Here is a 22,503-nt window from a genome sequence, read left to right as displayed (position 1 = left end):
TGATCATGAAATACGTCCTGTCTAGCCTGCTTGCTACCGCGACCCTGGTCTTTGCCGCGCCGTCCTTTGCCCAGTCCATCCCGATCAAGTTCACGCTCGATTGGGCGGCCCAGGGACCGCACTCTTGGTTCTACCTAGCCGAGGAACGCGGCTATTTCGATGAAGAAGGGCTGGACGTCACCATCGATCAGGGCGAAGGCTCCGCGGCGGCTGTTAGCCGTGTCACCACGGGCGCCTATGACGCCGGTTTCGGTGATATCAACGCCCTGATCCAGGCCGCGGCCACCGCGCCGGACGACGCCCCGGTCATGGTTTATCTGATCTACAACCGCGCGCCCTTCGCCATCATTTCCAAGAAGGACGGCCCGGTGCAGCAGCTGGCCGACCTTGAGGGCAAGATCGTCGCCTCGCCGGCAGGCTCGGCCACTTTTAGACTGTTCCCGGCCCTCGCCGAAGCCAACGGGTTCGATAGCAGTACCGTCGAGACGCTCAATGCCGACCAGAACCTGATCGAGCAGTTGCTGGTGCGCGGTGATGCCGAAGCTATCGCCCAGTTCGGCGCAACCAGTTACATGAACTTCATGGCTATGGGCGAAAAGCCGGAGGAGGACTACAACTGGTTCTTCTACAGCGACAATGGTGTCGACCTCTATTCCAACGGCGTCATTGTCTCCAGAGCGCTGATCGAGGATCACCCGGAGGCCGTCACCGGTCTGGTGCGGGCTATTAATCGGGCCGTCATGGATGTCGTCGCCGATCCCCAGGCCGGCATCGCGGTACTCACCGCGATCGAGCCGCTGACCGACAGTGCTATCGAAACGCAGCGCCTGCAATACATGATCGACAACCAGCTGCGCACGGCGGAAACCGCTAAACTTGGCCTGGGCGACCTCAGCATGGACCGCCTGGCAGTATCGATCGACACGGTCGTCAAGGCCTATGAGCTGACGACCAAGCCCGATGCCGCCGCCATTTTCGATCCATCCTTCCTGCCGCCGCTCGAAGAGCGCCAACTTCCCTGACTTTCCCCTTGCGGAGGCGCAGCGCGCCTCCGCCCACTCGTTGAGGCGCAGCAATGACCCACACGCATGAACACTACATGGCCATGGCGATCGAAGAGGCAAAGGCCGGCGCGGCGATGGGCGAACAGCCCTTTGGGGCCGTGGTCGTCTATCAGGGCGAAGTCATCGTTCGCAGCCGCTCGCTCAAGGTGTCGACCTCGGACGCCACTGCCCATTCGGAAACCCGGGCGGTCGGGATGGCGACCCAGAAGCTAGGCATGCGCCGCATTCCCGAAGCGGTGTTCTATTCCACCTGCGAGCCCTGCCCCATGTGCCTCGGCGCCATCCTCAATGCCGGCATGGGCATGCTGGTGCTGGGCGCGCGCAACGAGGACATTCGCAAGCTCGCCGCCCTGGCTTTCAACTTCAATGACTATTCGGTTGAGACATTTGCCGAGATGGTTGGCTGGGAGCTCAAACTCGTGACTGACGTGATGCACGAACAATGTGTCGACCTTTACCGCGACGCCAGGGTCGAGCTGACCCGCTGAGCCGCAAACCTCTCTCAATCAAAGGAATTGTGCATGCACCAGCAAGCCGTGGCGGCCGTGATCGCAGGTCTCAAATCGGCAGGCGTCAGCATCGTCTGTTACCTGCCCGACTCACTGCTCAAGGAGCTCTATCCCGCGCTCGACGCGGACCCCGACATCCGGGTCATCCGCGTGACCAACGAGGGGGAAGGGGCGGCCATCTGCGGCGGCGTCTTCCTCTCGGGCAAGCGCGCCGCGCTGGTCATGGAGAATTCCGGCTTGCGGGCATCGGCGGAACCGCTGGCGCGCATGGGCCTGGGCGCCGGCATTCCTGTGGTCATGATCATGAGCTACCGCGGCGAACTAGGTGAAAACAACTGGTGGGCGGTCCCGCACGGCATCACCATGGAGCCTATGCTCGACGCCCTGCGTATTCCCTATCGGGTGGTCGAGGACGAGGCGGCCATTTCCAGGGCAATCCGGGAATCCTATGACTGGTCCTATGCGGCCTATTATCATTCGGCCGTCGTGCTGGGTGGAGAGATAGTGCGATGAACCGCTATGACTGCATGCAAAAGCTTGCCGCTCGGCTCACCGACGAGCTGGTCATCCTCTCCCTTGGAGGCAGTGTCGACGAATGGTACAATGCCGCGCCGCACAAGCGTGAGGCGAGCCTGTTCCAGCAGCAGCTCGGCTGCGTGACGCCACAGGCGTTGGGGCTTGCCGCCGGCCTGCCTCATCGGCGCATTGTCTCGCTCGATACGGACGGCGGGCTGCTGTTCAACCTGGGCATCCTGGCCACATTGGGCAACGAGCAGCCGGAGAACCTGTTCGTCGTGGTCTGGGACAATGAATGCTACCAGTCTATCGGCGGCCCCCCTACCCATACCGCAGGCGGTCGCGTCGATCTCGCCGCCATAGCCCGCGGCGCGGGCGTGCTCGAGGCGCATACAGCTAGGACGCTCGAGGAGTTCGACGCCTTGTGTGCCAAGGGGCTGACAGCGACCGTGCCCTTCATCATCGTCGCCAAGGTAACAACACAGCCGCAGCCCGGCATTAAGCGCAAGCATTCCGACGGCCGCGAGGACAAATACATCTTCGTGCGCCACATCGAACGCTTGGAGGGCACTACCATCATGGGACCAAGCGAGCACAACTGATAGCAAAGGGCAGAAACCGCAAGGCATAATCTCGTGTACATCGCCGAGCCAAAGCTGGAATCGACCGGATTGATGGGCCCCATAGGGATGCTCGCTGTCGCCAAACCGGATCTCTGTCCACTCTTAGGTGCCAAGGTTTTGGCGCGATATGACCGAAATGGGGTCGAGAGCTGCCTTCGGCAGATCTGCTGCTGAAGGGCACCTATCTCGCCTCTGGATCCTGAAAGCGGACAGACACGCTGCTGCCCCCATTCCATACACGGTTGATTTGCGGCGCGATGTTTGACCAGCCGCCACATCAGGAGCGCTGTCAGCCTGTGAGTTGATCTCGCGAAAAAGCCCCGCAGCGCTGCCAAAATGCTGAAATGCTTTCGCTTCTGACACGAACCACATATGATAGGGCAAAGGATAGGGCGGCTGAATTGCTCAGCCATAAGTCCCTGAAAATAAAGGTGTTTCGCAGGTAAGTGGCGGAGAGGGAGGGATTCGAACCCCCGATGGAGTTGCCCCCATGCCGCATTTCGAGTGCGGTGCATTCAACCACTCTGCCACCTCTCCGCGAGGTCATTCGGCACGCAAGGCGCACCCGGTCGACGGGGCGGCTTATGCCATAGCCTGAACGAGGCTGCAACTCCCGTTGTGGAGCAACTTCGTTTCCCTGCTGCCAGATGCAAGTGGGTAATGAACCGCTATTTCCCCAGCACCGTGCCCGGCACAGCTGAAGGTGGGTGGTCCTTTGCCTTGGGCCCGCGTATTGGTAGTTACGATTCAACGCTTTGGTTCGCTGCATTTCCATGGATTGTCTCGTAAATCTTTATGCTCGACCGATGGCAGAGCTGGCGAAGCGGGTCGAGGATGTCGAGGCCACCATTCGCGTGGCGCTGCCGCCCGAGCAGCACATCATCAAGGACTGGGTGCGCCGGCACTTCAGCGAATATTGGGTCAGCGAGGTCAGCGCCGCCATGGCTCACCAGCCGCCGGGATGCCTGATTGCCGTGTCTGACGGGGAACTGGTGGGCTTTGCCTGTTATGACGCCACCGCTCGCGGCTTTTTTGGCCCGACCGGGGTCGCCGAACAGCAGCGCGGCAAGGGCATTGGGCTGGCGCTCCTCTCTGCAACGCTGCAGGCCATGAAGGCGCAGGGCTATGCCTATGCGATCATCGGCGGTGTGGGCCCGGTCGAATTCTACAGCAAGGCCGCAGGAGCGATACCCATCTTCAATGAGGGAGAAGACATCTACCAGGGCCTGCTGCGTCTCACGCCAATCGCGGAGTTGCAGAACTGAGCATGTCATCCACCCCACCACTTGCCCTGTTTGTCGGCATGCCCGGCCTTGAGCTTTCCGCTGACGAAATCGCCTTCTTCCGGGAAGCCGATCCCTATGGGTTGTTCCTGTTCCGGCGCAATCTCGATAATCCTGAGCAGGTGCGCCGGCTGTGCGCCCAGTTTCGGGATGCGGTGAGAAGGGCGGATGCGCCGGTTTTCATTGATCAGGAAGGGGGCCGCGTACAACGGCTCAACAATGGCAACTGGCCCAATTTCCGCAGCATGGGCAGCTTTGGCGCCCTGGCAGGCCAGGACTTGGAGCTGGCCAAACGGGCCCTGCGCCTGTCGACGCTAGCCATGGGAACGATCATGGCTGAGCTCACCATCGATAGCGGCACCACGCCAGTGGTCGATCTCGCCCGCCCCGGCACCCATGACGTCATTGGCCAGCGCGCCTTTGGCGATGACCCCGAACTTGTCATCGCCATGGCCCGCGAGGTTATCGATGCCATGCTGGAGGTCGGCGAACTGCCGATCATGAAGCATATTCCAGGCTATGGACGGGTGACGGTCGATCCGCACTTCCAGTGTCCGGTGGTGGATGCATCGACTGAAGATCTGCGCCAAAGCGATTTCCGCCCCTTCATGGCGCTTCGCAACACGCCCTGGGCCATGGTTGCCCATCTCGTGTTCACGCAGATCGATCCCGACCATCCCGCCTCAGTGTCTCCGGCCGTCTATGAGCTGATTCGGGACGAGCTCGATTATGACGGGGTGCTGATCACCGATTGCCTGACCATGGAAGCGCTGACGGGCAGCTGGGCGGAGCGCGTGACGGCAGCCCTGGCGGCGGGTTGTGATATCGCGCTGCATAGTCAGGGCGACCTCAAAGCGAGCGAGGCGGCCGCCAAGGCAGCGCGCCCGCTGAGCGAGGCTTCGCTGCGGCGAATCGCGCGAGGAGAAGCGATGCGGGGCACATTGCGGGTGGACGCTTTGGCGCTCCACGCCGAAGTTGAACAGATTTTCAGGGAAAATGGCATCGCCTGAGGCGCTGCCTGGAGCAAACAAGGGAGTTGAGACGTGCTGAACAAAACACTGCTCGCGGCGACGTCAGCCGCAATTCTGGCCATGGCAGCACCCGCAAGTGCGCAAGTGGTGGTGACGGTCAGTTCGGAACAAACCACCACCTGGGTGCGCAACTTCAATCCGTTCAACCAGACTTCGGCGCGTGCCACCACCAAGGACTTCATCTACGAGCCGCTCGCGATCTTCAATCGCCTCAAGAACCAGACCGAGTTTCGTCTCGCGGAAAGCTTCGAGCTGGCCGATGATCTGAAGTCCATCACCTTTGTGCTGCGCGATGGCCTCAAATGGTCGGATGGCGAGCCGCTTACTGCCGACGACGTGGTGTTCACCTATGGCTATCTCAAGCAGTTTCCGGCGCTCGATTTCAACTCGGTGTCAGCCCTCCTCGACTCCGTCGAGAAGATTGACGAGCGCACGGTGCGCTTTAACCTGCTGCAGCCCAATTCCCTGATCGCCAATACCATTGTCGGCATGCCGATCGTTCCCGAGCATGTTTGGGCCGAGATCACCGATCCGGTGACCTTCACCAATGAAACCCCTGTCGGTTCGGGACCGCTCACCGAGATCAGCCGCTTTACGCCCCAGGTCTACGAGCAGTGCCGCAACCCCAATTATTGGGATGCGGAAAGCCTCAAGGTTGATTGCATCCGCCTGCCCCAGCTGGCCGACAACCCACAGGTGCTGGCCGCACTGGCTGACGGGACGCTGGATTGGGCAACGAGCTTCATCCCGGACATCGACAACACTTTTGTGGCCAAGGACCCCGAGCACAACAAGTACTGGTTCAATCCTTCGAGCCTCGTGTCCTTCCAGCTCAGCATGATTACGCCCGACGAGAACAACAGGAAGGCGTTCACCGATGTCAATTTCCGGCGTGCGCTCAGCATGCTGATCGACCGGCAGACCATTGTCGACATCGCCGGCTATGGCTATCCGCTGATCAACGAAGATCCTTCCATGCTTGGCGAGCTCTACAAGGCCTTCGCCAATCCTGAAGTCCAGGTGCAGTTTGGCCAGTTCGGCAAGTTCGACCCCGAAGCGGCAACGGCCCTGCTCGATCAAAGCGGGTACGTCGACAAGAACGGCGACGGGATGCGCGACAACCCCGATGGCACGCCGATCGCCATCGATATCGAAATCCCCAATGGCTGGACCGACTGGATCGACGCTGTCCAGATTGCCATGGAGTCCCTTCAGGGTGCTGGCCTCAACGTCAAGATGAGCACGCCCGAGGAATCGGTGTGGAGTGCCGACCTGATCGCGGGCAAGTACTCGATGACGCTCAACGCCCTGGCTTCGGCCGCCAATCCCTACTTCCCCTATATACGCTCCTTCAACCCCGAGGATTTCGGCAAGTCACGCTTCACGGCCCCCCATTGGGAGAACGCGGAGGTGATGGATCTGCTTGGCCAATACACCCAGATCAAGGATCCGGCGCAGCAACAAGAGATCATGAACAAGCTCCAGATGATCGTTGCCGAAGCCATGCCCGTGATCCCCGTCTACAACAGCCCCGCTTTCTATCAGTACAGCACCAGGCGGTTCACCGGCTGGGCGAGTGCCGAAAACCCGATCGTCTCCCCGGTGGTATCCAATGCCAATCCGGGACGACTGATCCAGCTGCTGGCCTTGCGCCCAGTGCAACAATAAGCTGGCCGAGGGTGCGTCACCTGACGCATCCTCGCCCTCGCCCCTGGCAGCGGGTTCTTTTTCCAACACGGACGAACATCGATGGCATTTCTGCTCCGGCGCGTTGGCTTTTATCTCGCAGCCTTTCTTGCCGCCGCGACGGTCAACTTCTTCCTGCCCCGCCTGATGCCGGGGGACCCGATCCAGATCATGTTCGCCAGCGCCGGATCGAACCTGTCCATGGAGAACCTTAACGCGCTCAAGCTGACCTTCGGGTTTATCGATGCGCCGGTTGGCGAGCAGTACCTGACCTATCTCAAAAGCGTCTTCACCGGTGATCTGGGGGTCTCGATCAAGTACTTCCCCCTGCCCGTGACCGAACTCCTGGGGCGCGCCCTGATCTGGACCGTGGGCCTGGTTGGCTCGGCCACCCTGCTCGGTTTTACGCTTGGCACCCTGCTCGGCATCATGGCGGCCTGGCGCCGGGGCACGATATTTGACACCGTGGTTTCGCTGCTCGCCATCTTTTCGAGCTCCGTGCCGGCCGTCGTGCTTTCGCTCATCATGTTGTTCGTGTTCGGCTATACGCTGGGCTGGTTCCCCAGCGGCTATGCGGCCGACCCCATGCTCGATCCGGCGTTTAGCTGGCAGTATATTTCGTCCGTGCTGTATCACGGCTTCTTGCCGATGATCACGCTGGTGGTTGCGCTGACCGGCGGCTTTGCGGTGACCATGCGCAACAACATGATCAACCTGCTGGGCGAGGACTACATCGTAATGGGCCGCGCCAAGGGCCTTTCAGATCAACGGGTCATGATCTGGTACGCGGCACGCAATGCGCTGCTGCCTACGGTGTCGAGCCTGGCCATTTCGCTCGGCAGCGTTCTCGGCGGCTCATTGGTGATCGAAGTCGTCTTCAACTATCCTGGCGTTGGCAACATGCTGTACCAGGCGATCCTTGCCCGCGACTATCCAGTGATCCAGGGGCAACTGCTGATCATGACGGCCGCCATGCTCATCTCCAACTTTGCCGTCGATCTGAGCTATTTGCTGCTCGATCCGCGCCTCAAAAAGGCCTGACCGTGCCGCTCCTCGCTCAGCTTGCCCATAACAAGAAGGCCGTTGTCGGCCTGACCATTCTCACCATCATCATTCTGGTAGCGATCTTTGCGCCGCTCCTGACCGAATATTCCCCGACCCAGCGCGTGGGCCGCCCACACCAGCCCCCCTCACCTGAACATTGGCTGGGCACGACGCGGCTCGGCCATGATGTCTTCACGCGCCTGGTCTACGGCGCCCGCATTTCGCTTGCTGTTGGCTTTGGCGCGGGATTGCTCATCACCCTGATCGGCACTGTTTTGGGAATTCTCGCCGGCTACAAGGGCGGCGTGGTGGATGAAGTCATCAACTTCTTCACCAATATGGTGCTGGTGGTACCAAACCTGCCGCTCTTGCTGGTGATCGCAGCCTTTATCGGCCAGGCCAATCCGCTCGTGATCGCACTGATCCTGGGCTTCACCTCCTGGGCCTGGGGTGTGCGCGTCACCCGTTCGGAAACCCTGTCGCTGCGCCAACGCGACTTCGTCAAGTCGGCCGAGATGCTGGGCGAGCCAAGCTGGCGCATCATGGCCTTCGAGATTTTTCCCAATCTCGTCTCGATCGTCGGCATCAATTTCATCGGCAGCGTGATCTTCGCCGTGGTCACCGAGGCGACGCTCGAATTCCTCGGCCTCGGTGATCCCAACACCGTTTCCTGGGGCATCATGCTCTACAATGCGCAGAACGCCTCGGCTCTTTCGGTGGGCGCCTGGTGGGACCTGCTGTCCCCCTGCCTCGCGCTGGCCCTGCTCGGACTTGGCCTGGCGCTGCTGAACTTTGCCATCGACGAAATCGCCAATCCCCGCCTGCGCACCGGCGGCATGTTGAGCCGCTGGACAGCGCGCGTGCGGGCCGGAGAGGGCAAGCTATGACCGATCCCGTCCTGTCCATTCGCAACCTTTCCATCGACTATGTTGGCGCCGAGGAGGATTTCCGCGCCGTCAAGGATGTCAGCTTCGACATCATGCCCGGTGAGTTCTTCGGGCTTGCCGGGGAATCGGGTTGCGGGAAAAGCACCATCGCCTTTGCCATTAGCCGCCTGCATCGCCCACCCGCGCTGATCCTGAGCGGCAGCCAGATCCGGCTTGCTGGCCGTGACGTCCTGGCTCTGAACGAGGAGGAGTTGCGCAGCTTCCGCTGGCGCGAGGTTGCCATGGTGTTCCAAAGCGCCATGAACTCGCTCAATCCCGTCCTCACCATCGAGCGGCAGTTCTTCGATGTGCTGCGCACCCATACCGGCATGTCGCGCGCCCAGGCCCGCGACCGGGCAGCCGAGCTGCTGGCCATGGTCGATATCTCGCCTGATCGGCTATTCTCCTATCCGCACCAGTGCTCGGGCGGAATGCGCCAACGCATCGTCATCGCCATTTGCCTTGCGCTCAATCCCAAGCTGCTGATCATGGATGAGCCAACCACCGCGCTCGATGTGGTGGTGCAGCGTGAGATACTGGGCCGTATCGATGTTCTGCGCCAGCAGCTGGGCTTTTCCGTCCTCTTTATCACCCACGACCTAGCCCTGATGGTGCAGGCCTGTGATCGCATCGGCATCATGCTTGAAGGCGAGTTGGTGGAGGTGAATGCGGCGCAGACCATCTACCACTCGCCCCAGCATGCCTATACGCGCCGGCTTTGGGGCTCCATGCCCAAGCTCTCCGGCCAACAGATTGGCGCGAGCGCAGCCCTATGACCCAGACCGAACCGGTTCTCGCCCTCGACAATGTTTCCAAGACCTTTGGTCGCGCCGACCAGCCGGTTTATGCCGCGCGTTCTGTGTCGTTTGCGCTCCATCCCGGCCGCACCCTCGCCCTGGTGGGCGAATCGGGGTCGGGAAAGACCACCGCGGCGCGCCTGATCATGCGAGAATACCGGCCTGATGCGGGGCAACTCCTGTTCCGCGGCATGCCAGTCACCAGCAGCGGTCTCAAGTCTTACCGCGCCGCGGTGCAGATGGTGTTCCAGGATCCTTTTGCCTCGCTTAACCCAGCGCACACGGTGCGCCACCATCTGGAGCGACCACTCCGCCTTCACCGGCCCAAGATGAAGGGCGCCGAACGCCAGGTTGCGATTGATGAACTCCTCTCGCGCGTCAAGCTTGATCCAAAACTGGTCGCGCCGAAATATCCGCACGAATTGTCAGGAGGCCAGCGCCAGCGCATCAGCATCGCCCGGGCATTGGCGGTTGACCCAGCGGTGATCGTTGCCGACGAACCTACCTCCATGCTCGACGTGTCCGTTCGCCTGGGCATTTTGAACCTGCTCAACGACATGAAGCGCCAACTAGGGCTGGCGCTCCTGTACATCACCCATGACATCGCCACGGCGCGCTATGTCGCTGAGGACATCATGGTGATGTATGCCGGACAGATTGTGGAATGGGGCGAAACGGATAAGGTGTTGAGCAATCCCCAGCATCCTTATACGCGCCTGCTGCTCTCGGCTGTTCCCGATCCGGACCAGCGATTTGCCGACACCTCTGGCGCAGCCGAACTCACGCATGTCGAGGAGATCCGGCGACGATCGGCCCTGCCGCAGCCGGAGGTACGGCAGGTGGCGCCCAACCATTTTATTCGGCCACTGCCCTAAGCGGCAGGGCCTAGTCGAGGCGCCGAAAAGCGGTCGGCTCGCCACCACCGCGACTGCTGATCCGCGCCACGGCCTCGGCCAATGGCTCGATTACCACCGCCATGTGGAAGGCGTTGGCGTGGATCATGTCCCTATCGCTGGTCATCATGGCAACATGGCCACGCCAGAACACCAGGTCACCCCGGCGCAGGGCGTCAACCGGGTGGCCGAGCGCGACCTGCTGGTCGGTATCGCGCGGACAATCGCGCCCGCAGGCATAGAGCGCCTGTTGCACCAGCCCCGAACAATCAAGCCCCAAGCTCTCGCGCCCGCCCCAGAGATAAGGCGTCCCCACAAATCGCTGCGCCACCGCGACGGGATCTGTTTCAGCTTCCTGCACAGGGGCGAGATGCTCCTCAACAAACCAGCCGCCTGCGGTTTGTACGAAGCGACCCTCGCGGCCCTCGGCGACCAGCAGCGCATTCATGGAATAAAGCCCGGTTGGCGCGGTCTTGATGCTGGGGCCGCTAAACGCATAGGTGCGGAGCGCCCTCACTTTGTGGGTAGGGGTTCGGGGAGCGCCGCTCAGGGCGCTCGCCGCCACAAAACCCACATAGCCATCGCGCATGGCGCGCCCGAACGCCCAGCCATCCGCCACATCGAGCACCTCGAACAATTCCCCGAACAGCACCTGATCGAGCTGTTCGGCGGACGGCGACGGCTCCCGGCGCAACGGGGCACAAGCCACCGCGGTCTGGTGGATGGTCGTATCAAGATAGCGATCAGCAGGAACAATGCCCTCGAGGGATCGGGCTGCGACGCCGTCGCGCGCCAAGGTGAGGCGATGATCAAGCAAGATGGTGTCCTGTCCTGGTGGAAGGCTCGAGAATATTACGACTCCCGCAAAGCCCGGAGCCACTATGCGCGTGCTGAATGGTAGCGCGCTCGCTTTCTCCTGTCACGCACCCGCGAAGTGCCAGCCTTCCGCCAAGCTTGATCGGCATCACCGACAGCTGCTTCTCTCCCGCTTGTGAATCCAAGCGGGGAACAGACGTTCCGCGCAACTCGTTGGGGAGGAACGATAACGAGGTGGCCCAAATGCCGAGGTTCTTTTTCAATCACCAGTCCGACCGCGGACCGCTCGACGTGGATATCGACGGCATCAAGCTGGAGTCCCTCAATGCAGCGATCGAGGAGGCATCCTTTGCGGTCAAGGGGGCCGTTGCCTTGGCCGATGAGCCAACGCGGGGCGAGTTCCAGATTGAAGACGAAGGCCGGGTCGTTCTGGCCCGGGTCCCTTACGCGGTAGTGGATGACGAAGCAGACTAGGCGGTAACGAGCCTTTTTCCGCCAAGCTACTGGAAGCGGGTGATCGAGAACGGCTGCGGTGCCGAACTGGTGCCCTCCACCATCCCGGCAATCAAATTGGCCGTGACGGCGCTCAACGTCAAGCCCAGATGACCGTGGCCAAAAGCATAAAGTATGCGCGGATCCCCTGGATGGATGTCGATTACCGGCAGTGAATCGGGTGTGGAGGGCCGCCGGCCCATCCATTCCTTGCCCCCTTCGGGCAGCGAAGGCACGTAGCGCCGCATCTTCTCGCGCATCGCCTTGGCGCGGGCAAAATTGGGCGAAGTCTCGGGCTTGGCCAGTTCCACCGCACCGCCCACGCGCAGCCCATCTACGAGGGGCACCGCCACAAAACCATGATCGGCAAAGCCCACTGGCAATGCCAGGTTCCAATTCAGGTCCGTGAACGTCGTGTTATAGCCGCGCTCGTTCTCGAGCAGCACTTTGAGGCCCAAGCCGCGCACAAGATCGCGCGACCACACTCCGGCAGCAACAACCACCCTGTCGAACACCTGCTCCTCGCCACCCTGCAGCATGACGGCAATGCCGGCCTCTCGCTTGGTCAGGGAAAGCACCCGGCCCTGCTGCAGTTGGCCGCGCCCGCGAATAAAGTCCTGGAAGTGCCGCAGGACGCTCAGCGGGTTGGAGACCATCCAATAGCCAGGCTGGTACACTGCACCAAAGAACCTCCCCTCGAGCTGGGGCACCATGGCTCGGGTCTTTTGAGGAGTTATTGCCTCGAAGTCATAGCCGAGCGCAGCCCGCACCTGCCCGGCCTCGCGCACCGCGCCGTCCAAACTGGCCTGGCTGTCGTGCAGCGAGATAAAGCCGGTTTGCCGCAAATGGCCTGCCAAACCCGCGCCGGCGGCCAGCTGCTGGTGATCCGCCAAGGCCGTTTGCATCAGGCCCGTCAGAGCCTCGCGGGCGAGCGCACCGCGTTGTGGCGTCGAGGCCGCTAGAAAGGCCACCAACCAGGGCATCAATGCGGGAACATCCTGCCAGCGCAAGGTCAGTGGCCCAAGTGGATCCATCAGCCATTTGGGTACTGCGGTCAGCATGCCTGGGCTGGCTATCGGCGCAATTTCGGGCAGGGCAATCAGCGCCGCGTTTCCCGACGAGGCTGGCAAGCCCCCCGGTTCGGCATCAAACACCGTTACAGCATGGCCATCGCCAATCAGTCGGGTCGCAATCGCCGCGCCAACAATACCTGCGCCTACGACGCCGATCTTTTTCATCTTGCCCCTGCTTTTGAACGCTACAATGTGATTTTGGATACCGTTTCACGGTTGATGTAGCTTTGGATCTGTTTGACGATCTGTGCCGCGTGCTCGGCGGCCAAGGCATCCGCCCGATCGGCGTCGCCCGCTTCAATCGCCTCCACCATCAGGCTATGGGCTTCCACATATTGCTGGGGCAGCTTGTCATCAAACGAGCGGTAATAGATGCGCAGGATGCGTCGGCCTTCATCGAGGAGGCGCGCAAAGAGATTGGTGAAATAGCTATTGCCGCCCGCTTCGGCGATGGCGACATGGAAATCCCGATTGGACTGGATCATGGCCAGCGCGTCGCGACGCGCCACGGCTTGCGCATATTGGGCCTCGAACTTGCGTATCGTCTCGATCTGCTCGGGCGCGTGATGCACTGCCGCTGCCCGCGTCGTTACTCGATACATCAACGTCAGCGCCTCGAAGTAAACCGGAAGCTGGGCGAAATCGATGGTGGCAACCACGGTGTTGCGATTGGGCAGTGTCTTGGCCAGCCCTTCCGCCACCAGGCGCACCAAGGCCTCGCGGATCGGCGTGCGCGACATCTGGAACTGCTCGGAAAGCGTCACCTCATCGAGCGGACTGCCGGGATCGAGGGTAAGGTCCAGAATGGACTGCCGCAGCGTTTGATAGACTTTTTGCGCGCCCGACCCCCGGATACGACCCGGTTCGCCGGCAATCTTGGCCGTTTCGCTGGCTTTGGTTTTCACGGCGCGGCTCCCGGCATTCGCGGCGCACAAGGGCCGGCAACAATCACGAACCGTTTGTGCCGGCGTATTGCCCAACAAGGGGGCCGGCCAGCACGTCGACGGATGATCAGCGATAGGCGAGCTTAGCGGAGATTGCGGTTCCGGTTCAACGCCGGAGAACGCACCCCTGAGCAGCTTTGTTTGTCGACAGATTGGATATAGCGCCGGTATGATGTCAGGTGGCCGGAACTGCAGATGCCCGGCCGGGTGGCTCAATCTGCAAAGGAAATCCTCCCATGCGCTGGTCCAAGACCGTAACCCTTGTTGAAGCCCATGCCGAAGGGGAAGTTGGCCGCATCGTCACGGGCGGGGTCATCGATGTTCCCGGCGCCACCATTGCCGACAAGCTGCGCCATATCAACGAAGTCGACGATAGCCTCCGGCGCTTCCTGGTTTTCGAGCCGCGCGCTTCGGCCCAGATGAGCACTTGTCTCATTTTTCCGCCAACACGTCCGGACGCTGATATCGCCTTCATGATTTTGCAGGGCGACAAGGCTCATGCGATGTCGGGATCCAATAGTATTTGCCTCACCACCGTTTTGCTCGAGACCGGCATGCTGCCCATGGTCGAGCCGGAAACCATCGTGCGGATCGAGACGGCGTCGGGCCTCGTGACGGCGCGGGCCAGTTGCCGTAACGGCAAATGCGAACGGGTTACGCTCACCATGAACCCGTCCTATGCCCACCAGCTCGACGCCGTGGTCGACGTGGCGGGGTTCGGCAAGGTCAAGCTCGACATTGGCTATGGCGGGATTTTCTATGCGCTGATCGACCCGGCGCAACTCGGCCTCGAGATCAGGCCGGACCAGGCCAAGAAACTGGTGGAGGCGGGCAGCGCCATCCACCGCGCCGTCAATGCTCAGCTCGAGATTGCCCATCCCGAGATCGAGGCCATCAAGGGCATATCCTACACTATGTTCACCAGCTTCAACGAGGCGGGCGAACTCAAAGGCGCCACCATCATGCCACCTGGCCGGATCGACCGGTCACCCTGCGGTACTGGCAATTCCGCCCGTCTTGCCGTCGCGGCAGCGCGGGGCCTGGCCAAGCCTGGCGACAGTTTTACCGCCCGATCCATCATCGATTCCACCTTCGAGGTTACTTATGCGGGCGACACCACGGTGGCCGGCCGCCCGGCCGTGCAGCCCATTATCTCGGGCCGCGGCTGGATCCATGGCATCCACCAGATCGGCGTTGATCCTAGCGACCCCTATCCACAGGGTTACTCGGTTGCCGACACCTGGGGTGATGCCTTCGACCTGATGAACTAAGGGCATTGTTGTGACAGAAACGTCCACCCTGCGGCTTGACGAAGCCTTTGACCTCAGCGTTGCGGTGCTGGTCCGCAACGGCTTTGCCATCGATCACGCGACGGCAGTCGCCACCGTGGTTTGTGCGGGCCAGCGCGACGAGTGTCATTCGCATGGCCTTTATCGTCTGTTGGGCTGCGTCCGGTCCATCCGGGCGGGCAAGGTGGATGGCGTGGTGCAGCCTGAACTGTTCGACCATGCGCCCGGTATTGTGCGCGTCGATGCCAAAGGCGGCTATTCGCTGCTGGCCTTTGAGGCCGGCCGCACCATGCTGGTCAACAAGGCGCGGCAGAATGGCATCGCGGCGCTGGTGATCAACCACTGCTACCACTTTTCGGCATTGTGGCCCGAAGTCGAGGCCTTGGCGGCGCAGGGTGTTGTCGCCATCGCCATGACCCCTAGCCACAACTGGGTTGCGCCATTTGGTGGCACCAAGCCCGTGTTTGGCACCAATCCGCTGGCTTTCGCCTGGCCGCGTCCGGGCAAAGATCCCTATGTATTCGACTTCGCCACCTCCAGCGTGGCGCGGGGGGAAATCGAGCTGCATCGCCGCGCCGGCAAGCCAATCCCGCTCGATTGGGCCGTGGATGAGAGCGGGGCTCCGACCGACAGCGCAGAAAAGGCGCTTAGCGGCGCCATGACGACGTTTGGCGGCCATAAGGGCTCGGCGCTATCTACGATGATCGAGTTGATAGCGGGGCCGTTGATCGGCGATCTCAGCAGTATCGAGTCCAAGCAATTCGATAACGGCGCTGGCGCAGCACCCTATCACGGCGAACTTCTGCTTGCCTTCGACCCCCAGGTCTTCACCGGAGTGGAGGCGTCACGCCATGCCGACCGGGCCGAGATCATCTTTGATGCCATTATCGATCAAGGCGCGCGCTTGCCGTCGCAGCGGCGCTATGCTGCGCGGGCGCGTTCGCTTGCCAGCGGCGAGGTTGAAGTTCCCAGTGCCTTGCTGGCCGATATCCGCGCCCTGTTGTAGGCAGGCTTGCGCTGTCGACAAAAAGGATACAACGTGGCATGAATGGTAAGTGAACCGGGCAGGTGCGTTGACGCCTGCTCGTTTGCTGGACGAGGACACGATGCAAACCGAAATTTTCACGGGCGTAATTCCCGCACTGATGACGCCGTGCAATGCGGACCGTAGCCCCGATTTCGACGAACTGGTCCGCAAGGCCACCGAGCTCGTCGCTGCCGGCATGTCCGCCGTGGTGTATTGCGGCTCCATGGGCGATTGGCCCCTGCTCACCGATGCCCAGCGCATGGAAGGCGTGGCGCGCCTGGTCGCGGCGGGCCTGCCCGTGATTGTTGGCACCGGTGCAATCAACACGGCCTCAGCCGTCGCTTTGGCTACACACGCGCAACAGGTCGGCGCGGCTGGCTTGATGGTCATTCCCCGGGTGTTGTCGCGCGGCAATTCCCCCATCGCCCAGCGCCACCATTTCGAGGCTATCCTCGCCGCCGCACCAACTCTGCCCGCGGTGATCTATAACAGCCCCCATTACGGCTTCGAAACCAAGGCCGACCTGTTCAACGCCCTGCGCGCCAAGCATCCCAACCTTGTCGGCTTCAAGGAATTTGGTGGCCCCGCAGCCATGACCTATGCCGCCGAGCACATCACCAGTGGCGATGCCAATGTGGTGCTGATGGCCGGCGTCGATACCGGCGTTTACCACGGCTATGTCAAAGCGGGCGCGACCGGCACCATCACCGGCATCGGCAATGCCCTGCCCCGGGAGATCCTGCATCTAGTGGCCCTGTCGAAGGCCGCTGCCGCCGGCGATCCCGATGCCCGCATCCGTGCCCGGGAATTGGGCGAGGCGCTGGAAATCCTCTCCTCCTGGGATGAAGGCACCGATCTGGTGCTCTACTACAAGTTCATGCTCGAGCTGCAGGGGGAGGACGCCTACAAGCTCCACTTCAACCCCACCGACGAGCTGTCACCCAGCCAGCGCGCCTGGGCCGAACGGCAATTCAACCAGTTCAAGGCCTGGTATGCTCAGTGGAGCACCCTGCCCGGCGCCGTGCAGAACTACACGCGCTGAGGCGCTCACCATAACAAGAAGGCTCTCCAATTGGGGAGCCTTCTTGTTTCTGGCCCGATACGACGTCCCGTGGGCGGCGCCTTGCAGATCTAGGAGGCGGGCTTGTCCAGCAATTCGCCGGCGACTGCCCAGTTGTGTCGCGCCACATCATCAAAGACGATCCAGACACTCTCCCGCTTGGCCCCCGCATGCTCCACGACGGCATCGGTGATGGCCCGCGCCAAAGCGGCCTTCTGCTCGGGCGTGCGCCCTTCGTTCATTTCGATCTTGATGTAAGGCATGCTCAGAAACGGCCCTCCACTGGCCAGGTATCCGACAGGCGATAGCCGGTTGGATAGGGATCGGCGGGATCCAGCATGTGCTGGTGCGTGCCGGTGATCCAGGCGCTGCCGGCGATGATGGGCACGATGGCCTTGCGATCGCCCAGCATGGTTTCGCTGTCAATACGGCAATCAAAGCGCGAGCCGATAATGGACCGGCCGATAAACGCCTCGCCCACCTTGATCTGCCCCTTGGCGTGCAACACCGCCATGCGCGCCGAACAGCCAGTGCCACAGGGCGAACGGTCAATCTTGCCCGGGCGGATGGCCACGGCGTTGGCGGCAGTCAGCACGCCGTTCTCGTCCCGGGTTACGGGCGCGGCGATCTGGCAAAAAGAAAAGTGGCTCCATTCGGCATGCAGCGGGTGCTGGAACCCCAATTGTTCATTAGCGGCCCTGGTGATCTTCATGCCCATCAACGCAATGTCGCGCGCCTCATCAGGCGCAATGGCAAAGCCCAGGGCTTTGCTGTCGACGATCACGAAACTGTCCCCGCCATAGGCGGTGTCGACGGTGAGCGTTCCCACGCCTTCCACTTCCAGGGTGGCGTCGAGTTTGTCGGCAAAGGAGGGGTGGTTCTTGATGGCGACCCGTTCCGCCTTGCCGTTGCGGCACTCGGCGACGACCTCGATCAACCCGCCCGGTGCTTCGAGCACCATGCGCGTTTCCGGCTCCGTCATCGGGATAATGCCTGCATCGAGCAAGACAGTGGAAACGCACATGGAATTGGACCCCGACATTGGCGGGGTATCCTGCGGCTCCATGATGATCCAGCCCATCTGCGCTTTTGGGTTCTTGGGGGGCACCAGCACATTGACGTGCCGGAACACCCCGCCCCGTGGTTCCTGCAGCATGAAATTACGCAGCGTTTCGTCGGTCGCAAGGAATGTGCGCTGCTCCCAGATCGTGTCCCCCGGCGGTGGCAACACGCCGCCGGTTATCACATCGCCCACTTCCCCCTCGGCATGACAGGAGACCGTCTGGATGATCTTGCTGGTGCGCATCAGGCAGCCTTTCCGATCACCAGCACCGGCTCGCCCAGCACGTCGAACTTGGGTGTAACGCCGAGACCGGGTTCGTTGGACGCCGACATATTGCCGTTGACGCGCTGCGGCGCGCCATCGGCGATAAACACGGTGCCGTAGGAATTGAAGTCGGTGGCCGACAGGTAGAACTTTTCGGGCGTGGAGCAGGCCAGATGCGCGATGGCGGCGGTGACAATATCGCCGCCCCAAGTATCCTCGATGGTCATCGGAATGCCCGAGGCGACGCACAGGTCGCGCATCAGCTTGGCCTTGGTCAGCCCGCCGACCTTGGAAATCTTGAGGTTGATCGCGTCCATCGCGTCTTCGGCAATGCCCTTGAGCAGGGTATCGGCCCCACCGATCACTTCGTCGAGCACGAAAGGTAGGCTGGTGCGCCGACGGATGGAGACGCTTTCCTCATAGCTCATGCAGGGCTGCTCGATGTAAACATCGAGGTCTCGGACAGCATTTACCACGCGAGCGGCATCGGCCATGGTCCAGCCGGTATTGGCATCGCATACCAGAATGTCGGTGGGCTTGAGGATGTCGCGGCAGGCGCGAATGCGCTCGATATCGTCATTGGCATTGCCGCCGACCTTGAGCTGGAACTTGGTATAGCCCTCGGCGCGGTAGCCATCGATCTTGCGGGCCATGGCCTCGGGATCTTCCTGCGAGATGGCGCGGTAAAGGGCGACTTCCTCCTGCTCAAGACCGCCGAGCAATTTATAAACGGGAAGCCCCGCGACCTTGCCCAGAATATCCCAGCAGGCAATGTCGATGGGCGCCTTGGCATAGGGGTGTCCGCGCAGCACCGCATCCATCTGGCGATTAAGTGGTCCCAGATCGGTCGGGTCCATGCCAATGAGCTTGGGCCCGATTTCGCTGATGCCGGCGCGCACGCCCGCAGCATAACTCGGCAAATAGGCTGAGCCCAGGGGGCAGCATTCAGCATAGCCGGTGATGCCGGCATCGGTCTCCACCGCCACGACTGTGGAGTCGAACACCTCCATGAAATTGCCGCCCGACCAGCTATAGCGACCTTCCTTGAGTGGCAGATCAACCTGCCACGCTTTGATAGCGGTAATTTTCATCTGGATCGCCCTGCTGGTGAGTTCGGCTAAAGCACCGAAGCTAGGAATTCTCTGGTTTCCGGACGCTGGGGATCGCCGAAAATCTGCTCGGGCGTCCCGATCTCATGCACCTTGCCGGACTTGAAGAAGGCGACACGGTCGGAGACTTCGCGAGCAAAGGCCATTTCATGGGTGACGAGGATCATCGTCATGCCTTCCTTGGCGAGCAGACGCATGGTGTCGAGCACCTCACCCACCAGCTGCGGATCAAGGGCGGATGTGACCTCGTCGAACAACATATATTGCGGGCTCATCGCCAGGGCGCGCGCGATGGCCATGCGCTGCTGCTGCCCGCCGGAAAGCTTGCCGGGATAGGCGTCGAGCTTGTCCCCAAGCCCCACATGCTCAAGTTGCTGACGACCGATCGCCTCGGCCTCGGCGCGGCTCTTGCCCAGCACTTTACGCGGGGCCAGTGTGACGTTTTCCAGTACGGTGAGGTGGGGAAAGGCGTTCCACTGCTGAAAAACAATGCCGATTTTCGTGCGCAGCTTGTTGAGGTCGGTCCCCTTGGCATGCACGTCCACGCCATCGACGCTGATCTTGCCACCCTGGATCGCCTCAAGGCCATTGATGCACATCAGCAGTGTCGACTTGCCCGATCCGGAGCCACCGATGATCGACACCACCTCGCCCTTGGACACGCTCAGGCTCACGTCATCCAGGACCCGCAGCTCATTGTAGTATTTCTGGACGTTCTCGATCTCAATCATTCTCGCGCCATTTCTTTTCCAGTTTGGCGCCCAGGCGCGAAATCGGGAAGCTGATAATGAAGTAGATCAGCCCGGCTATGCTGAGCACAAATAGCGGCTCCTGAATGCGGGTGACGATGATCTGCGATGAGCGCAGCAACTCGATGATGCCGAGCCAGGACACCAGCGCTGTATCCTTCATCACCCCAAGCGTCAGGCCGATCCAGCTGGGCAGCATGATACGCAGCGCGATGGGGTAAACAATATTGGTCATGTCCTGCCACCAGTTCATGCCCAACGAGCGCGCGGCGCGACGCGTCGTCACCGGCACGGCGGCAATGCCGCCCCGGACCAGTTCGGAACAATATGCGGAGGTGTAGAGCGCCAGCACCACGCAAGACACGATAAAGGCGCTGATGTTGAGCCCGGCGATCGCCTGGAACGCGTTGACCAGGACGAGCTGGATCAGCAGCGGCACCGAGCGAAAGATATCGAGCAGAAAGGCCAGCGGAGCGCTCGCCCACCAAGGCGTAGTCGCCCGGAATACGCCGAAGACGATGCCGAGGAGCGTGCCGCCGAGCATGGCCCAGAAGGTGATCAAGAGGGTGACACCAGCCCCCTGCAGCAAAAAACCGATATCGTTGAGGCTCAAGCCAGTTTGGAACATGACTGCCCCCTCAATATCGGAACAGTCGATAGGCAAGAAGGCGGGCACCCAGCGTGACCGCCTTGGCAAGCAGGTAATACATCACCGCGGCCAAGGCGAAATACTCAAAGGTGCGGAACGTCTTGACGTTGAGTTGCTGGGTGATGCCAGTGAGATCGGTATTGAGCCCCACCACGACGCCCAGCGAGGTCATCAGGATCGCCCACACCATCTGGTTGGTCACCGGGTAGAACACGGCACGAAACATCTGCGGCAACACGATGAGCCGGAAAGCACTGATCGGGCCAAAGCCCAGGGAGCGCGCGGCGCGCACCTGAGTGGCGGGAACGGCCCGCAGCCCACCCCGGAAGGTCTCGGCAAGATACCCGGCATTGTTGAAGGCAATGCCGGCCAGCAGCGCCACGAAACTGTCGAGATGGATGCCGAACTGCCCGAGGCCGAAATAGGCCATGTAGATCTGGAACAATGCCGGCGTATTGCGGGCAATCTCGATCCAGGTGCTGGCAAGGCCACGGAGAAACTTGCTGCCCGAGCCACTCATCAGTGCCAGCAACACGCCAATGATGATGCCGATGATCATGGAAAGGATTGCGAGCTGCAGCGTCACCACGGCTCCGCCCAGCATCTGCGGCAACGCTTGAAGCGCCGGACGCCAGTGGAAGGTATAATTAAACATCAAGGGCGCGTTCTAACCATCAGGGCTACAATTCTCGCGGCGCTAGAGCTCACCGTAGTGGCGCAGAAAAAAAGGAGCGCCTGCCCGGGCGCTCCTTGCCAGATCCTTAGTAATAAACGCCCGGAACCGTCAGGTTCGGCGGCTCGCCTTCACCAACCCACTTGGCGTAAAGCTCGGCATAGCGGCCGGTGCGGACCTGCTGATTAACAAAGAGGTTGAGGTAGTTGAGCAAGCCCTGCTCGTTGCGCAGAGTGATGAGACCAACATAATCGATTTCGTAGGGCGCCTTGCCGCCCATGACGAAACCGGGGAAATTGCCGGTGGCGATGGTGGAAGCAGCGACGGTGGAGGTTACGACGGTCGCATCGATCTGGCCCTGCGAAAGCGCCAGCATCACGTCCGCCTGGGTCTGGTAGGAACGGAACGAACCGGCCGGGTCAGCCCATTCGTTGACGCTTTCTTCCAGGGCCAGAGCCTCATAGGTGCCAGAGGTGGAGCCCACCTTCTTGCCTTTGAGACTGTCGTAATCGGCGATACCCAGGCCTTCCTTGGTCAAGACCACCATTTCGAAAGCAAAATAGGGGATGGAAAAACCAACGGTCTTGGCGCGCTCGAGCGTATCGGAGGTCGAGGCAACGCCGATATCAACGCGCCCTGAAACCAGCGCGGGGATGCGGTCGGGAAACGGGGTTTCGACGATTTCTGCCTGCACGCCGAGCACCGCGGCAAGGTCGTTGCAAGTATCGACGTCAAATCCGACCGGGTTGTTGTTTTCGTCGCGCGATCCCATCGGCGGAAAATCCAGCACCACGGCGCAACGCAGGGTGCCCGATGCAATAATGTCATCGAGCTTGTCGGCATAAGCAGGAAGCCCGGTCGCCAAGGAGGCAAGCGCCAAGGCGGCGGTAAGCAAGAGTCTCATGGTGTCCCCTTCTCGTACA

At 61.4% G+C, this 22,503-nt stretch carries 25 protein-coding genes and 1 tRNA gene; 15 read left to right on the top strand and 11 right to left on the bottom strand.

The annotated features are described in order from the left end of the window. The first annotated feature begins 5 nt into the window (after positions 1-5). From HRQ64_RS19800 to HRQ64_RS19785, 4 genes are read left to right on the top strand one after another with little or no spacing between them, the layout of a single operon-like run. Positions 6-1,022, top strand: a complete 1,017-nt coding sequence (locus HRQ64_RS19800; protein WP_172125925.1) for an ABC transporter substrate-binding protein — start codon at positions 6-8, stop codon at positions 1,020-1,022. A gap of 53 nt (positions 1,023-1,075) precedes the next feature. Continuing rightward, positions 1,076-1,552 carry a nucleoside deaminase gene (locus tag HRQ64_RS19795; protein ID WP_172125923.1) on the top strand — a complete coding sequence of 159 codons (477 nt, stop codon included), beginning with the start codon at positions 1,076-1,078 and terminating at the stop codon, positions 1,550-1,552. Positions 1,553-1,585: 33 nt separating this feature from the next. Beyond that, on the top strand, positions 1,586-2,086 hold the full coding sequence (locus HRQ64_RS19790) for a thiamine pyrophosphate-binding protein (protein WP_172125921.1): 501 nt from the start codon (positions 1,586-1,588) through the stop codon (positions 2,084-2,086). Beyond that, positions 2,083-2,691, top strand: coding sequence for a thiamine pyrophosphate-dependent enzyme (locus HRQ64_RS19785; protein ID WP_172125919.1), 609 nt, complete (start codon positions 2,083-2,085; stop codon positions 2,689-2,691). The genes HRQ64_RS19790 and HRQ64_RS19785 overlap by 4 nt, the downstream gene beginning before the upstream one ends. A gap of 468 nt (positions 2,692-3,159) precedes the next feature. Here the strand turns inward: HRQ64_RS19785 and HRQ64_RS19780 are convergent. Then, positions 3,160-3,249, bottom strand: a tRNA-Ser gene (locus HRQ64_RS19780). A 269-nt stretch (positions 3,250-3,518) separates the two neighbouring features. Here HRQ64_RS19780 and HRQ64_RS19775 point away from each other — a divergent pair. The 7 genes from HRQ64_RS19775 to HRQ64_RS19745 all read left to right on the top strand — a co-directional run bounded on the left by HRQ64_RS19775 (position 3,519) and on the right by HRQ64_RS19745 (position 10,354). After that, positions 3,519-3,977, top strand: a complete 459-nt coding sequence (locus tag HRQ64_RS19775; protein ID WP_248307259.1) for a GNAT family N-acetyltransferase — start codon at positions 3,519-3,521, stop codon at positions 3,975-3,977. Between the two features lie 2 nt (positions 3,978-3,979). After that, positions 3,980-5,005, top strand: coding sequence for a beta-N-acetylhexosaminidase (nagZ, locus tag HRQ64_RS19770; RefSeq protein WP_172125915.1), 1,026 nt, complete (start codon positions 3,980-3,982; stop codon positions 5,003-5,005). A 36-nt stretch (positions 5,006-5,041) separates the two neighbouring features. Beyond that, the gene (locus tag HRQ64_RS19765) at positions 5,042-6,694 is read left to right on the top strand and encodes an ABC transporter substrate-binding protein (RefSeq protein ID WP_172125953.1); all 1,653 of its coding nucleotides are present in this window, start codon (positions 5,042-5,044) and stop codon (positions 6,692-6,694) included. An 81-nt stretch (positions 6,695-6,775) separates the two neighbouring features. Continuing rightward, positions 6,776-7,753: an ABC transporter permease gene (locus HRQ64_RS19760; protein WP_172125913.1), complete on the top strand. Its 978-nt coding sequence runs from the start codon at positions 6,776-6,778 to the stop codon at positions 7,751-7,753. Between the two features lie 2 nt (positions 7,754-7,755). Beyond that, the gene (locus HRQ64_RS19755; protein ID WP_172125911.1) at positions 7,756-8,643 is read left to right on the top strand and encodes an ABC transporter permease; all 888 of its coding nucleotides are present in this window, start codon (positions 7,756-7,758) and stop codon (positions 8,641-8,643) included. Next, complete coding sequence (locus HRQ64_RS19750) at positions 8,640-9,458, top strand: ABC transporter ATP-binding protein (protein ID WP_172125909.1); 819 nt, start codon at positions 8,640-8,642, stop codon at positions 9,456-9,458. Before HRQ64_RS19755 ends, HRQ64_RS19750 begins: the two co-directional genes overlap by 4 nt. Beyond that, complete coding sequence (locus HRQ64_RS19745; protein ID WP_172125907.1) at positions 9,455-10,354, top strand: ATP-binding cassette domain-containing protein; 900 nt, start codon at positions 9,455-9,457, stop codon at positions 10,352-10,354. Before HRQ64_RS19750 ends, HRQ64_RS19745 begins: the two co-directional genes overlap by 4 nt. Before the next feature lie 10 nt (positions 10,355-10,364). Here the strand turns inward: HRQ64_RS19745 and HRQ64_RS19740 are convergent, their stop codons facing one another. Then, the gene (locus tag HRQ64_RS19740) at positions 10,365-11,189 is read right to left on the bottom strand and encodes an NlpC/P60 family protein (protein ID WP_172125905.1); all 825 of its coding nucleotides are present in this window, start codon (positions 11,187-11,189) and stop codon (positions 10,365-10,367) included. A gap of 242 nt (positions 11,190-11,431) precedes the next feature. On the opposite strand from HRQ64_RS19740, the gene HRQ64_RS19735 reads away from it, so the two are divergent. Continuing rightward, positions 11,432-11,662, top strand: coding sequence for a hypothetical protein (locus HRQ64_RS19735; protein ID WP_127754531.1), 231 nt, complete (start codon positions 11,432-11,434; stop codon positions 11,660-11,662). Between the two features lie 26 nt (positions 11,663-11,688). Here the strand turns inward: HRQ64_RS19735 and HRQ64_RS19730 are convergent, their stop codons facing one another. Both HRQ64_RS19730 and HRQ64_RS19725 read right to left on the bottom strand, forming a co-directional pair. Continuing rightward, positions 11,689-12,918, bottom strand: coding sequence for an FAD-dependent oxidoreductase (locus tag HRQ64_RS19730; protein WP_172125903.1), 1,230 nt, complete (start codon positions 12,916-12,918; stop codon positions 11,689-11,691). A 20-nt stretch (positions 12,919-12,938) separates the two neighbouring features. After that, a complete protein-coding gene (locus HRQ64_RS19725; protein WP_349236757.1) occupies positions 12,939-13,658 on the bottom strand; it encodes a GntR family transcriptional regulator in 720 nt (239 codons plus the stop codon). Positions 13,659-13,933: 275 nt separating this feature from the next. Between HRQ64_RS19725 and HRQ64_RS19720 the strand changes: the two genes are divergently transcribed. From HRQ64_RS19720 to HRQ64_RS19710, 3 genes are all read left to right on the top strand, one after another. After that, positions 13,934-14,968: a proline racemase family protein gene (locus HRQ64_RS19720; RefSeq protein WP_172125901.1), complete on the top strand. Its 1,035-nt coding sequence runs from the start codon at positions 13,934-13,936 to the stop codon at positions 14,966-14,968. A gap of 10 nt (positions 14,969-14,978) precedes the next feature. After that, a complete protein-coding gene (locus HRQ64_RS19715) occupies positions 14,979-15,992 on the top strand; it encodes an Ldh family oxidoreductase (protein ID WP_172125899.1) in 1,014 nt (337 codons plus the stop codon). A gap of 100 nt (positions 15,993-16,092) precedes the next feature. Further along, positions 16,093-17,055 (top strand): dihydrodipicolinate synthase family protein, encoded by a 963-nt coding sequence (locus HRQ64_RS19710; RefSeq protein ID WP_172125897.1) that lies wholly within the window; start codon positions 16,093-16,095, stop codon positions 17,053-17,055. Between the two features lie 89 nt (positions 17,056-17,144). On the opposite strand, the gene HRQ64_RS19705 is transcribed toward HRQ64_RS19710, so the two are convergent. From HRQ64_RS19705 to HRQ64_RS19675, 7 genes are all read right to left on the bottom strand, one after another. After that, positions 17,145-17,336 (bottom strand): 2-hydroxymuconate tautomerase, encoded by a 192-nt coding sequence (locus HRQ64_RS19705; protein WP_172125895.1) that lies wholly within the window; start codon positions 17,334-17,336, stop codon positions 17,145-17,147. 2 nt (positions 17,337-17,338) lie between these two features. After that, positions 17,339-18,379, bottom strand: a complete 1,041-nt coding sequence (locus HRQ64_RS19700) for a proline racemase family protein (protein ID WP_172125893.1) — start codon at positions 18,377-18,379, stop codon at positions 17,339-17,341. After that, entirely contained in the window at positions 18,379-19,491 is a 1,113-nt protein-coding gene (locus tag HRQ64_RS19695; protein WP_172125891.1) for a cis-3-hydroxy-L-proline dehydratase, read from the bottom strand. The genes HRQ64_RS19700 and HRQ64_RS19695 overlap by 1 nt, the downstream gene beginning before the upstream one ends. A gap of 26 nt (positions 19,492-19,517) precedes the next feature. Continuing rightward, the gene (locus HRQ64_RS19690; protein WP_172125889.1) at positions 19,518-20,240 is read right to left on the bottom strand and encodes an amino acid ABC transporter ATP-binding protein; all 723 of its coding nucleotides are present in this window, start codon (positions 20,238-20,240) and stop codon (positions 19,518-19,520) included. Next, on the bottom strand, positions 20,233-20,886 hold the full coding sequence (locus HRQ64_RS19685) for an amino acid ABC transporter permease (protein ID WP_172125887.1): 654 nt from the start codon (positions 20,884-20,886) through the stop codon (positions 20,233-20,235). The genes HRQ64_RS19690 and HRQ64_RS19685 overlap by 8 nt, the downstream gene beginning before the upstream one ends. Positions 20,887-20,896: 10 nt before the next feature. After that, entirely contained in the window at positions 20,897-21,562 is a 666-nt protein-coding gene (locus HRQ64_RS19680; RefSeq protein WP_172125885.1) for an amino acid ABC transporter permease, read from the bottom strand. Positions 21,563-21,668: 106 nt separating this feature from the next. Continuing rightward, positions 21,669-22,484 (bottom strand): transporter substrate-binding domain-containing protein, encoded by an 816-nt coding sequence (locus HRQ64_RS19675; RefSeq protein ID WP_172125883.1) that lies wholly within the window; start codon positions 22,482-22,484, stop codon positions 21,669-21,671. Positions 22,485-22,503: the final 19 nt, after the last annotated feature.

The organism is Devosia sp. 919, from assembly GCF_013185965.1.
Classification (GTDB): domain Bacteria; phylum Pseudomonadota; class Alphaproteobacteria; order Rhizobiales; family Devosiaceae; genus Devosia.
The sequence above is the reverse complement of the archived record's forward strand: the minus strand, read 5'-3'. Positions and strand labels throughout refer to the sequence as shown.